This window comes from Plebeiibacterium sediminum, from assembly GCF_026013605.1.
In the GTDB taxonomy this organism is placed as follows: domain Bacteria; phylum Bacteroidota; class Bacteroidia; order Bacteroidales; family Marinilabiliaceae; genus Saccharicrinis; species Saccharicrinis sediminus.
The window spans coordinates 1-11858 of sequence record NZ_JAPDPJ010000102.1 but is presented as its reverse complement, the minus strand read 5'-3'; the positions used below and the strand labels follow the sequence as shown (position 1 = coordinate 11858).

General features: G+C 29.5%; 16 protein-coding genes. 3 read left to right on the top strand and 13 right to left on the bottom strand.

The genetic code is table 11. From position 1 onward, the window contains the following. The first annotated feature begins 86 nt into the window (after positions 1-86). Complete coding sequence (locus tag OM075_RS23055) at positions 87-839, top strand: tyrosine-type recombinase/integrase (RefSeq protein ID WP_363321649.1); 753 nt, start codon at positions 87-89, stop codon at positions 837-839. Between the two features lie 116 nt (positions 840-955). Here OM075_RS23055 and OM075_RS23050 read toward each other — a convergent pair whose 3' ends face one another. From OM075_RS23050 to OM075_RS23040, 3 genes are read right to left on the bottom strand one after another with little or no spacing between them, the layout of a single operon-like run. Beyond that, the gene (locus OM075_RS23050) at positions 956-2131 is read right to left on the bottom strand and encodes a hypothetical protein (protein WP_301192919.1); all 1176 of its coding nucleotides are present in this window, start codon (positions 2129-2131) and stop codon (positions 956-958) included. 5 nt (positions 2132-2136) lie between these two features. Beyond that, positions 2137-2979: a hypothetical protein gene (locus OM075_RS23045; protein ID WP_301192918.1), complete on the bottom strand. Its 843-nt coding sequence runs from the start codon at positions 2977-2979 to the stop codon at positions 2137-2139. A gap of 59 nt (positions 2980-3038) precedes the next feature. Continuing rightward, positions 3039-3635: a recombinase family protein gene (locus OM075_RS23040; RefSeq protein ID WP_301192917.1), complete on the bottom strand. Its 597-nt coding sequence runs from the start codon at positions 3633-3635 to the stop codon at positions 3039-3041. Positions 3636-3887: 252 nt separating this feature from the next. Between OM075_RS23040 and OM075_RS23035 the strand changes: the two genes are divergently transcribed. Further along, the gene (locus OM075_RS23035; protein ID WP_301192916.1) at positions 3888-5318 is read left to right on the top strand and encodes a DUF7017 domain-containing protein; all 1431 of its coding nucleotides are present in this window, start codon (positions 3888-3890) and stop codon (positions 5316-5318) included. A 28-nt stretch (positions 5319-5346) separates the two neighbouring features. Here OM075_RS23035 and OM075_RS23030 read toward each other — a convergent pair whose 3' ends face one another. The 5 genes from OM075_RS23030 to OM075_RS23010 all read right to left on the bottom strand — a co-directional run bounded on the left by OM075_RS23030 (position 5347) and on the right by OM075_RS23010 (position 8633). Continuing rightward, positions 5347-5727, bottom strand: a complete 381-nt coding sequence (locus OM075_RS23030; protein WP_301192915.1) for a type II toxin-antitoxin system RnlB family antitoxin — start codon at positions 5725-5727, stop codon at positions 5347-5349. Next, entirely contained in the window at positions 5724-6758 is a 1035-nt protein-coding gene (locus OM075_RS23025; protein ID WP_301192914.1) for a type II toxin-antitoxin system RnlA family toxin, read from the bottom strand. The genes OM075_RS23030 and OM075_RS23025 overlap by 4 nt, the downstream gene beginning before the upstream one ends. Before the next feature lie 539 nt (positions 6759-7297). Then, a complete protein-coding gene (locus OM075_RS23020; protein ID WP_301192913.1) occupies positions 7298-7762 on the bottom strand; it encodes a hypothetical protein in 465 nt (154 codons plus the stop codon). A 264-nt stretch (positions 7763-8026) separates the two neighbouring features. Continuing rightward, positions 8027-8284: a hypothetical protein gene (locus OM075_RS23015; RefSeq protein WP_301192912.1), complete on the bottom strand. Its 258-nt coding sequence runs from the start codon at positions 8282-8284 to the stop codon at positions 8027-8029. A 10-nt stretch (positions 8285-8294) separates the two neighbouring features. After that, a complete protein-coding gene (locus OM075_RS23010; protein WP_301192911.1) occupies positions 8295-8633 on the bottom strand; it encodes a hypothetical protein in 339 nt (112 codons plus the stop codon). A gap of 125 nt (positions 8634-8758) precedes the next feature. Between OM075_RS23010 and OM075_RS23005 the strand changes: the two genes are divergently transcribed. Continuing rightward, complete coding sequence (locus OM075_RS23005) at positions 8759-9022, top strand: helix-turn-helix domain-containing protein (RefSeq protein WP_301192910.1); 264 nt, start codon at positions 8759-8761, stop codon at positions 9020-9022. 98 nt (positions 9023-9120) lie between these two features. Here OM075_RS23005 and OM075_RS23000 read toward each other — a convergent pair whose 3' ends face one another. From OM075_RS23000 to OM075_RS22980, 5 genes are all read right to left on the bottom strand, one after another. Further along, on the bottom strand, positions 9121-9894 hold the full coding sequence (locus OM075_RS23000) for a hypothetical protein (protein WP_301192909.1): 774 nt from the start codon (positions 9892-9894) through the stop codon (positions 9121-9123). Between the two features lie 11 nt (positions 9895-9905). Beyond that, positions 9906-10367, bottom strand: a complete 462-nt coding sequence (locus OM075_RS22995; RefSeq protein WP_301192908.1) for a hypothetical protein — start codon at positions 10365-10367, stop codon at positions 9906-9908. Continuing rightward, entirely contained in the window at positions 10364-10852 is a 489-nt protein-coding gene (locus OM075_RS22990; RefSeq protein ID WP_301192907.1) for a hypothetical protein, read from the bottom strand. The genes OM075_RS22995 and OM075_RS22990 overlap by 4 nt, the downstream gene beginning before the upstream one ends. A 4-nt stretch (positions 10853-10856) precedes the next feature. Continuing rightward, the gene (locus OM075_RS22985; RefSeq protein WP_301192906.1) at positions 10857-11171 is read right to left on the bottom strand and encodes a helix-turn-helix domain-containing protein; all 315 of its coding nucleotides are present in this window, start codon (positions 11169-11171) and stop codon (positions 10857-10859) included. A 132-nt stretch (positions 11172-11303) separates the two neighbouring features. Further along, entirely contained in the window at positions 11304-11609 is a 306-nt protein-coding gene (locus OM075_RS22980; RefSeq protein ID WP_301192905.1) for a hypothetical protein, read from the bottom strand. Positions 11610-11858 lie beyond the last annotated feature (249 nt).

The window sequence follows — 11858 nt, the reverse complement described above, 5'->3', positions numbered from 1 at the left end:
ACTTAAAGGGGTCAACATCCGCCGGAATGTCATGCGGAAAACATCACATGAACCGGCTTCGGGAAAGGGGGTCAACATGATCAAGAATATCCAACAAATCAATTTCTACTGTAGGATTTTATCTTAGACCCTTAAAGGCTATTTGTAACCTCGCAAAAAATGACAATGTAATATCAGAATTAAGTTATCCATTCGGGAAAGGTAAATATCAAATTCCAGCAAGCCGAAACATTAAAAAGGCCCTTACAAAAGACGAATTAAAAAGATTATATCAATACCCAACACTAGAAGGTACCCCAGAAGATAGAGCTAAAGACTATTGGTTTTTTAGTTATCTATGTAACGGTATTAATATGAATGATATGTTTAAACTGAAATATAAGAACATAGACTTCCAAAATGAAACGATAACCTTTATTAGAACTAAAACTAAAAAAACCAACAGGCAGAACCTTAAACCGATTTTAGCTATAATAACACCCCAGATTAAAACAATAATTAAAAAGTGGGGTAATCCACATGTGAACCCTAATGTTTATGTATTTCCTATATTATCAGATGGTTTAAGCCCTAATGATGAGTTGAAAAGGATTAACCAAGGTATAAAGACTACCAATAAATACATGAAAAGAATAGGAAAAGAACTAGACTTTCCTCTTATTCTAACAAGCTATGTAGCGAGGCATACCTACTCAACCATCCTTAAGAACTCGGGATACGCTGTATCCTTTATATCTGAAAGTTTAGGACATAGTAGTTTAAAAACGACTCAGAATTACCTTGATAGTTTTGATACTGAAAGTAAGAAGGAAGCTGCAAACAAATTACTGGATTTTTAATCCTATTAAAAAGGGAAAGTAAATATATTTTTCAAAGAGCCTTGGCGGGGACATCTTACCCTCAATATTTAGGCTCTAAATAAATTTACCGTTTATCTATATGGTAAATATTACCTTTACTCCCTAATCAGACTTTGGATTCTCCTAAAAATATTATCAGAGCTATAATCATTAATCCTTAAATATAAATTGCCTGTATCAATATTTGATGAGATTGTTTGAATCTCATATATTTCAACATAAGGTAAGGTCTTAAAATATCTTTCATTATTAATTAACCTATCGAAGATAGGCAAGACATACCTTAGTAAATTATCTAGATCGTGTGTTTTAGCACATGGTTTTTCATAGAATAAGCTTAAAGAAATTGCTGGGTTTTTAGGTAATAATCTTTTACCATTATCAGCCCACCATTTAATAATCTCACTTTCAATTTTGTCTTTGAATATCTTTCTTTCACCATCAGAAACTGGGACACTTCCAAAATTCATATTGAAAAAACCGTCTAAGACACCAACTCGTCCAATTATATTTGTTGAAAAGGAAAGTTTGTCACTTTTGAAAAGTTGATCAGGGGTTATTAACCATAAAATATCACCTGCAGAGATCTTTGATGTTTCGTGCAATAAGTCCTTTTTAAATTCTTCCTGACGCACATCTTTACAGAACTCATAGAAGTCTAATTTTCTTCCATTTAAATCAATTACTAGGCCTTTGAACAAACTGTTATCTTCATATTCCCAATCATTATACTTTTTTTCATTGATATTAAAACCTTCTCTATAAGAAGATTTAGTAAGTTCCTTGAACTTTCCACATTCTATATCTCTGGCAAATTCTAAATTAAGAACAAAATCACGGAAAGGAATAATCGTCATTGTGAGATTCTGGCGTTCAGATATCTTTATCTCATGATAATGGGCTGACAAAGCTTTTATTTGAGAATCATCCTTAATTAAAAGGTATTTTCTGTTCGTTTTTATTTCTTCCTCTGGTGATTGTATGAGATCTATATAATGCTTAAGTAGTGATTGGATAGCAGGTGGGTTCATTTGGTTTATCTTAAACAAAAACTCCACAGCAACTTTACCCCTAAAACACCTTTTGCTTTCCTTTATTAGTATTTCCAGTATATGATTCTGAAACTTTAAGTTCTCCTTTTTGCTTTTACTTCTTTTAGTTTGAAACTTTTCGATGTCAATACTAACGATAATGCTATTATTAGTAAACCTCCTCCAATAATCGCATTTTCTTCCATCATATGATTCGAAATACTCTTTTCTACCACTCATAAGTTTTATTTAGCTTTACCATGATACTCCTTCTTAATTCTTGTAACAACATTAGATTCAAACATTTTGGAAGTTGTTCTATCTATTGGTTTAATTACCTCATTGCCTAGGACAGTATTAGTTGAAGAATCATTTACCATCTTATTTATTCCAAATAAATCTTTTGTATTAAGGTCATCGTACCTATTTTCTAAACTAAAGCACAATAAGAACTCTCCAATAAGTATACATAATGGGTTATAGAAATCAGGATGAAACAAGAGAAACTTAGCATCTTCGTCATTCAGTTCTGTTAATCTCATCAATTTATAGGACATAGAGTTCATTAGACCATTCTCTTTTATTCCATTTTCATCTAAATTTTCAATTTTGTCAGGTAGAAAACAATCTAAGATTTGTCTTAATTTCTCATTCTGATCACTTTTTAAGATTACTCCACTTTTTCCATTAATGGACATTCTCCAAACGATACTCGCCCAGAATAACATTCCCAATGATGATATTATGCCAGATTCATAATCTTCAGTACCTGTCTTTGTAATTGTTTTTGCATATGCAGACTCGACTACTGCAAGTCGCTTTTCACAATCAGAACAGAATATATGATCAACAATGTGAGGATTGCGATTTTCTTCTCGTTCTTTGTCGGTAATTTCACCAATTACTTCTTCAAGTTTCTCAGGTAAGACGGACTGTCCGAAATGAAACTTGATTTCAGATTCTTGAATAGTAAAGCCAAGTTCATAACCCCTTCCTTTTTTTCCTTTAATATTTTCTATTCTTTTTAAAAGAAAATGAGGAACCATATGTGAACCAGTTTTGTCCGCATATTTAGTCTTACATAGCATACATTTTTTCATCATGGTTATTCTTCTGTTTTAAGGTAAGAGGTTCTATGTAAATATAGCTAAACGTTTTGAATGAGAATTTTCTTAATCTTACAGATCGTAGGAATACTTTTTCCTGTAGCTTCTGCTGTTTTTTGGAGACTCATATTAGCATTTAAGCAATTAACTATCGCTTTATTCTTAGCTACTAAGTCCTCATCACTCAACTTTTTTCGATTACGAGATTTAGAATAAACTCCTCTAGCTTTTGCAATTGCAATACCCTCAGATTGCCTTTTCTTAATACTTTCGCGTTCCATTTGAGCAACGTTAGCAAGTAAATCTGTGATGAGCTTAAACATAGGATTAAGGCAACCATTACCAGACAGTGCATTCATTCCTAAATCTTCAATAATAATGTTAATGCCTTTCGATGTGATTGAATCAATGGTTTTTTGAATATCCATTGCATTTCGCCCCATTCTATCAATCGAATGAACTCGAACAGCACTTATTTTACCGTTATTAATATCTTTCAGTAATTTAACACCCTCTTTTCTTTCAGCAAAAGGAATTGTACCACTACATTTATCGATATATTGTTTCAGATTTGTGTTTTCTTGGCGTGCAGTATTCTGGTCTGTAGTTGAAACTCTAATATATTTTACTTCCTCCATACGATATTTTATTTATCATAAAGATAATAGTAAAATTATAAGGTAACATGATATTTAGTAGAAAAGATGTATAAAATCCATTAATAAACAGCTTCTTACTACTAAAAAGATAAACTACACTTTAAAATTTAATTGAAATTAATATAACTATCTGTTTTGTTCATAATTTTAATAATTTTGCAATTTCATTCTTTCCGGTATTGTTGTATTTTTATGATAAAAATACTAATTTAAGTCTCGAATAATAAAATTATGACTTCCTTATTTGATTTTAGTAAACAGATTGCATCTCTTAAAGAGAAAAAAAAATATTCTGAAGCACTTAGTTATTTCAAAATTAATAAACAAAATTACGATCCGCTTCAAATTAAAAATAACGAATATATCATATCAGATATTATTTCATGCCTAAGATATACAAATCAATATGAGCAAGGGCTTTTGTTTTTAGAATTGTATAAAATACCTATAGATTCTATTCAAAAAGAAAGAGTTATATTGGCTTATGGTTGGTTATTATGGGCAATGTATAAGGAAAACAATAGGGACGAGCCTACTCATGTAGACGTTCTTTCTTTTGAAGAATTTAATCAAAATGAAGTTAAGATTTCCTACTTATCTAAAAGTAATACATTACAAAAAATTAAACTTCTTATACCCATTCTTTTACAAAAAAACAGTGATTTTTCTAAAACGTTAATTTCAAATTTATTTTCTTCAGTTCTTAATTTAGAAAAGAAAAAAAAACAACCAGACTGGAAATTAATTAATGATTTTTGTGACTTATTTAGCCCAACTGTTCTTTCTAAAGAAACATCTTCCATTCAAATCAAAAGAAAAGGAAGAATTAAAGATATGGAATTGTCTTCTGACCTTGAAAGTTGGTATGCATATAAGACAAAAGCTCTCTTAAAATTAGGAAAGTGGCAAACTTGTTTTGAATTGTCAAAAGAGGCATTGGCAAATATTGATACATTTCATTATTCGAATGATATATGGTTTTCTAGACGGATAGCATTATCAATGAAAAATCTTGGAAATATTGATGACACTATAAATGAACTGGAAAAAATACTTCAAAAGAAAAATGAATGGTTTATCCAAAAAGAATTGGCTGAATTATATTTTGAGAAGAATGAAATTAATTCAGCATTCAAAATGGCAACTGAAGCAATAAATTCATATGGACCAATTGAATTTAAAGTTGATCTTTTACTTCTTCTTGGAAGAATTCTTATGGAGAAGAATCAACTAGACATTGCTTTCAAACACATATCACTTTCTAAATTAATTAGACAAAAAAAAGAATGGAAATTATCTCAATCGTTAATAACTGAATTAGCTCAATTTAAAAATGATGAAATCCCTATTTCAGAAATAGATACACTTATGAAAGAGGTAATTAATTTCAGCCGAAAACATGATAGAAAACAAACCAATATCAAAATTATGAGAAACCCTGACAATTCTTCTTATATTGGAGAAATTGTAAAAATATTACATGACAATAATAGAGGGAAGGATGGATTTATAAAATATACTAACCAAAATCTATATTTTAGCCTATCTATTAATTTTCCTTTAATAGATAAATTATCCACAGGTTCAAAAGTTAGATTTTCTATTTCTCCATCTAGAAACGGGAATAAGAATTATGTAACTATCTTAAAAATAATAGAATAGTAAGCTTATTATTCAAGACAAAATGCAATTAGCAATTAACAGTCAAATGTAATGTTCCTTTTTTCTGAATCCACCACTTCTCTGCTTTTCTAATTTTTAAAGACTCATTTATAAGTTGAATGTTATCTTTAAAATATACATCTGAATATTTTTGTATGCGTTCATTTGGAATACACTTTTTGAGTCCAGAAACCTGTTTCTTCTTTCCATTAAAATCAGCACAATAAAATCTTTTATTAGTACCGTTTTTGATTAATAGATCAAAATAAACAATCACATCAGTATTAAACTGAGATAATGCACTTTCAATCTCATCAATATAAGAATCCAAACTTAATACGTCTGTAGCAATTACTAGCACAGTATTCGGTTCAATGTTCTTTATATGGAAATATTGATTCTCTTTCATGGCATTATTTTATAGGTTTCATTAATTAATCCAATTGCCTCATTTGTGATTTCTACAGCCTCTTCATACGTTAGAAGATTACTTTCCTCATCAATAATATCAAAATGGGCACAAGGATTCCTATGTACTCTTAAAAAATTGTATAGTTTAGTTAATATAGTCTGTTCTTTACCATCTTTGATATAGTTGGTTGCTGTATCCAAAGTCATTCTGTGATTTGTGCCAGACCCTGGTTCAAAACAATCTTTAAAACCTCTTTTATTATTTATCGTTAAACGTCGTTCTCGAAATTTTAGTTTCAAAACACCTTCTAAAACTCTACACGCAGACATTACATAACAACAATAGTCGGATAACTTTTGTTTACCATTTATCAAAATAATTGAACTAGACAAAACATTAAGCATAGCTTCTGACATTTTATCATGTGCATCAGGTAAAACCTTTTCAAAGTCACTATCAAGAATGTCATCATTTTTATTTTCAAATAAACCAAGATATTCTTCTCTTTTATTTTCTAAATTTAAAACTAATGTAGCCGCTGAATAAAAGTCTCTAGCAGCAGCAAAAGCTCTACCTTGAAATAAAAGTCTACCGTTGTTATATCGTGTTAATGTAATTTCATCTTTAGAAGGACTAATTATTTTTACCCGTTTCGCTACACTTGAATCAGCCGTATTAATTTCATCAATTTTATTTTCATTACCTAAAAAATCTAATATATCCTCAAAATTTTCAGATGAACAGTTAGTAAACGAATATTTTTTAACTCCCATTTCTTCAATGAAAGTATTCTCGTAAATAAATTCCCATAATTTAGAGGCACTTTCATTATTAGCCTTGTAGGAATACAAACCTTTTTTGTCTTTATATATATCTAACGTTCCTGTTGATCCATTATTAGCAATTTTATACTGCTTCCACAAATTACCAGAAGATTTACCTTCTTCTACATTAATATTATAAACTTGCTTATATTGATCAATTACATTTGAAATATTTGTTGTATCTAAATGATGTTTTTTTGCCATTGATTTATTTAAATATGGAGCGCAAAATTATATCTAAAATATAATAAAAAAAACAAAGTAGTATAAATTCATTTTATCAACTAATTTTAAGTAATCTTTTTTCACTCATTTTGATCAATTTATTAAAATATTTGACAAATAATTAAGGGTTTTTCTCAACTCTACCCACTACCATACAAGGCCGTATTCGTCTGGTACGTAGGTTTATACTATTTGTTTACGTCAACTCTAAATCTTTATGATTAATATTGGAATTTAATTTTTTCATGAATTTACCAAATCCTTACCGTCTCTATAAATAATTTTTTTTAAAAAAAGTTGTAATCCTTCCTTCAATGACTACCAGTGAAATATTCGTATTCATAAGTTGATAGTTATCCTTATCTAAGCTGAAATTAAAATAACTATATAGGTGTGATTTTTGATGTAATTAAAAGATGTTTAATGGTTTGTATATGGATGAGGTATTAATACAGATTTCAACCTTTGTCTGAATAAATTTAGATATTTTCTGTGTTAAGATGTATCATGAATAATTATTACTTTTTTTCAACCTGTGTTTTATAGTTATCACACATGGGATTAGTGCATGGTATTTGTACCCCTAACAATGGAGAATGAACAATAAATCCAGTATTGCTTATAAAGTCACTACCAACAGGAGAGGCGAGTGCACATCCACATTTTGAACACACCCTTTTACCACAGTAAGAACAAAACCAAGGCAATTTTCCAGAACTATATATTTTAATGGCTCTATGCATTGCATTTTCTTGCCAAAAACTATCCTCACCCCAGAATACCATATATTGACTCTTTGATTCATTCAAGTGTAAACTGATATATCTTTTATCCTTATTGCCTCCTTTAATAGAAGATCGTGAAAAACAAAAACCTCTGGCCTTTTGCTCTATTATCATATTACCAGATTGATAGCTAGGTAAACCACATATTACACAATGTGATGCCGGTAGTATCTGTTTATCTTTTGAACATTCAATCACAATTAAAATTTTAAAGATTACCAAGCCTATTTAATCACCCGATAAAACTAGTTGGATGTATTTAGTCTTATTTATCAAAGTTATAAAGTACTTACTTATTAGGAATGTAATTCGTTTAAAATGTCGAACCCAAAATACATAGTTAATATTTCCTTTTGTCCAATACCATTTTCAATAAACAATTTAAACACTCATCAAACGTTTTAATCCACTCGAAGGTACACCAAAGGGTAAGGCGTAAAATAACTTAATCTTATGGTATTATTAAGCATTCTTAGTTGGCCTTTTCCACAAATTGATAACTATTGTAGAAAGACCTATTAATGCTAGTAACTGACCAAAAACTAAAATAATATCAAGGCCTCTAAGTGTCAGCAAGGCATTGAAAAAGCCTATTCCATCCGACGCTTTAAAAACTAATTGGTTTGAAGCAGAGTGAATTATTAAAGCTCGCATGACTGAAGCATCCAAAAATATTATAATCCCAAATGCTATTGAAAAAACTATCTTTTCTTTATACATATTTATTAATCTAATTGACTTCTACCGTTGGAATTATTTCAACAAGAACATAATCACTTAAATGCTCTATTTCAATAAAGTATTGCTTTTTAGATTCCATTCTTGCAATTCCTTTATACTTATTCTTTTCTATCTTATTTAAGATTTTAACTTCTAAACATTTTTCGTCAACCAAATATGGATTTTTAATAACCAAGTCTTCAACAACACCTTTTGCGGCAATACAAATAGCTTCCTCTGTAAGGTTATTATATTTATTTAAACCAAACCAAACCAGAGATAGGATAATCGCTGATGCTATAATAGTTCGTGTGATTAACTTCCTTCTAATATTATTTTTTTCATCCATATCTGACAATTTCATGTTTTACCTTATAACTAGACAAATATAGTAAAAAAGGAATACCGTGCACATATGCACTCTAATAGCCAATTGTTTATTTGAATTTTTGTGTTAAAATTTTCAAATTCTACATGCTTAACGACTCTGATAAAAATATCCCATTTGAAGAACTGCAAAAACTATTAGGTGAGCGTGTTGTATTTTTAAGAAAGGAGAAAGGGATTTTACAGAAAGATCTTGCAGATATGATGGAGGTTGATGATTCAACTGTAAGAAGAATAGAAAAAGGTCAGTTGAACCTAACTTTAAAAACGATTGATAATCTTTGTAAATCCTTGGATATAACACTAATTGAACTTTTTAGTTTTAAAACTACTGATAAAGAAATAATATAAATGATATTCAAAATATCATTTAAACAAACGGCGTTAATGTATTGAATATCAACACTTAAGCACCGCGTATTGTTATCTCCCCACCTAAAGGTGGGCGTTTAATATACCCTTATAGATGATTTGTTTTTTTTACCAATAGCAAGAATGACATTACTTTTGACAGTATCTATTTCCTGCGTATAGACAATGTGTTGATTATCGGAAATATTTATTATTCTTGTTTTGCTAGATTCTTTCTCATCAATTGATTTACGATATATCCAGAGTTCATTTTTATTTATCTTCAATAATCTTCTATTGTTTTTAATCTCTATGAAATTGCAATCTTTAGCTAACTGCTTGTATTTAAATGCACTGTATATGGATATGTTAAGTATCTTTGCTAATGCAATATTCGCGATAGGATAAAAAGAAGCGACATTTTTTCGGGATTGATAAAAGCGCCCTTTTAACCGCTCCGTCCTTACTATCTGTCGCTTCTGTTTTTTTATCAAATCTGAAATAATTGCTCCAATAAAGAATGCCTTTATAATTTTAATATCATCTATTTCAAATTTTGCTAATGTTTGCCTTTTAAATCCTAGCTGATTCATTACAAACCCAAAACTTCTAATAAAATAATAACCTGATTTATTATTATACCCTACCCAATTTAATTCAAGTAGTTGATTTAAATGGTTACTAATTGTTTGTCGAGATTTTACACCAATAAAATTAGCAATACATTTTTGCGTTTCCGAGTTGATTTTAAGCTTGCCATCACATAAAGCCTTTAAACATAGATATACCTGAACCAACCTGCTCTTTTTGTTTGTAATAGCCCAGTATGCTAACTCTACGGGAATCGAAAAATAAGTGTATTGGTATTGCATGATTTATAAAATTATGAATCTAAGTCTCTTTTATTGGTTTTAATCAAGTTATACACTTGTTGATAAAGTTCTTCTGAATTAGGGTAGTAATCTTCAAAATAGATTATATTTAGATTGATACTATTTTGCAGACTAATTAGAAACAAAGATTTTCTTTTAGTTTTTATACTATGAAAATCTCCAAAGTGATATTGTTCTTCTTCAAACGTAATAGGTAATAATCCTGAAATGAATTTGTATTCAGGTATTGGCTTTATGCTTCTTCTTGAAATATACCTGCCGAATATTTCATGCTTTATATTTTTATGTAGTAACCGACTACTTTCAGAGATAAGTAATTGAGTTGAAATTGGCATTGGTTCAATTGGATTTTCAACCCCGATTAAAGTATAGTATTTACAGTAGTCACTAAATTTACTAATATATACAGATTCATCCTGTACCTTATATCTTAGTATGCTTTTGATTTTCATTGGTAATATTTATTTGAATTATTTGCTTTTACTAATATTTTTTCCTTTGCCTTTATTAGTCTATCATCCTGTAGAAGATTGTTGATATATGTCCACATATTATCAACTTTAGGATAATGGTCATGACAATAATAAAGGATAAATCGTGCACGAGTAATGAATTCAATAAACACCAGTGATTTAGTATTTTTTTCAAAATCTCTATAGTCACCATAATACTTAGCTTTACTACTGAAGCGATCAACACGCATAGAAGTTAATCTTTGATATTTCTCGTATTTTACATATTTACCAAAGAGTTCGGCTACCGCTTTGTAAACCATGTATTTATCGGAAAAATCAAATTTCATATAAGCATGCAATTGAGACCCCTGTTTAGATGAAGCGGTTTTTACATAAAATCCATTAAAATCATGTTTTTCAAATCGTCCCTTTCTTACTAGATCATAACATACAAGTCCAAGGTTAAATCTATTCTTATCCATTTTTTCATTTTAATATATTTGTATTATCTTTGATTACATTTTTGCCTGATTTTAAAAAAGAAAGCAAATCTTCACGACTGAAATATAGTCGACCATACTTTTTTATATAAGGTATCTTGTCGGAATTAACTAGATTATAGATAGTTGACTTGGCATAACCTGTGATTTCCATAGCGAGTTCGATTCCACCAATATCTTTATCAGAAGGTGGTTTCTTTTGATATGATATTTCTTCTAATGCACGATAGACTGCATCGTTGATTATCTTATTAAGTGTTTCTTTATCGGTAACTATAATTGTATTACTCTCTGTTGACATTATTTCTAAATTTTATGTCGACAAAGCTATAGGGTGGGCAAGAGAATACTCGGAGAAATTACATGGAGAAACTATATTTTACTTATTGAATTAGTTATTAGAGTTTTAGTGGCAGTTTTAGAGAAATGTTTTTTAGTGTTCGAAAGAAATATCAAAGGTTGGTACAATTTCTTTATTTACGATCTTTGATTTTTCAGACTGTAGTGTTTTAAGTATATATGAATCTTTTTCTTTATTGATTTTTCCATTAGAAATTTCGTGTGGATAAAAACAACGATAAGCTAAGTCTGCTTCGCTTTCATTTTCATCAAAAAACACCATATTATTTTCTTCACACTTCTTTAAGAAAAAAATCAAATTTGAAACGGATGATTTCCATTTAATTCTTTCTTTGCTAATCACATATTTTTTAATGAGAGCACTTTCGAGATGAGACACTTGTCGTAAATCTATATATTTTGGAGATAATCTTTTACAGTTCTTTTCTATACGTTTTATTCTTTCTTCTTCATCATTTGAGAAAGAGAGCGAATCTAATTGCTCTCTTAAATAACTATAATACTTTGAAAGATTTTCAGCAATCTTAATGCCGATTAGATATTCCGGTGATGTTGACCCCTCATTCCGGTCATATTGACCCCCTTGGATTTGGGTAACTAAAAATGGTTAGTGTGACAAAATTACATC

What these genes read in the sequence shown, in the direction of transcription:
- OM075_RS23050 (WP_301192919.1), bottom strand. Translation starts at nt 2,131, where the DNA reads ATGAGTGGTAGAAAAGAGTATTTCGAATCATATGATGGAAGAAAATGC.
- OM075_RS23045 (WP_301192918.1), bottom strand. Translation starts at nt 2,979, where the DNA reads ATGCTATGTAAGACTAAATATGCGGACAAAACTGGTTCACATATGGTT.
- OM075_RS23040 (WP_301192917.1), bottom strand. Translation starts at nt 3,635, where the DNA reads ATGGAGGAAGTAAAATATATTAGAGTTTCAACTACAGACCAGAATACT.
- OM075_RS23035 (WP_301192916.1), top strand. Translation starts at nt 3,888, where the DNA reads ATGACTTCCTTATTTGATTTTAGTAAACAGATTGCATCTCTTAAAGAG.
- OM075_RS23030 (WP_301192915.1), bottom strand. Translation starts at nt 5,727, where the DNA reads ATGAAAGAGAATCAATATTTCCATATAAAGAACATTGAACCGAATACT.
- OM075_RS23025 (WP_301192914.1), bottom strand. Translation starts at nt 6,758, where the DNA reads ATGGCAAAAAAACATCATTTAGATACAACAAATATTTCAAATGTAATT.
- OM075_RS23015 (WP_301192912.1), bottom strand. Translation starts at nt 8,284, where the DNA reads ATGTATAAAGAAAAGATAGTTTTTTCAATAGCATTTGGGATTATAATA.
- OM075_RS23010 (WP_301192911.1), bottom strand. Translation starts at nt 8,633, where the DNA reads ATGGATGAAAAAAATAATATTAGAAGGAAGTTAATCACACGAACTATT.
- OM075_RS23005 (WP_301192910.1), top strand. Translation starts at nt 8,759, where the DNA reads ATGCTTAACGACTCTGATAAAAATATCCCATTTGAAGAACTGCAAAAA.
- OM075_RS23000 (WP_301192909.1), bottom strand. Translation starts at nt 9,894, where the DNA reads ATGCAATACCAATACACTTATTTTTCGATTCCCGTAGAGTTAGCATAC.
- OM075_RS22995 (WP_301192908.1), bottom strand. Translation starts at nt 10,367, where the DNA reads ATGAAAATCAAAAGCATACTAAGATATAAGGTACAGGATGAATCTGTA.
- OM075_RS22990 (WP_301192907.1), bottom strand. Translation starts at nt 10,852, where the DNA reads ATGGATAAGAATAGATTTAACCTTGGACTTGTATGTTATGATCTAGTA.
- OM075_RS22985 (WP_301192906.1), bottom strand. Translation starts at nt 11,171, where the DNA reads ATGTCAACAGAGAGTAATACAATTATAGTTACCGATAAAGAAACACTT.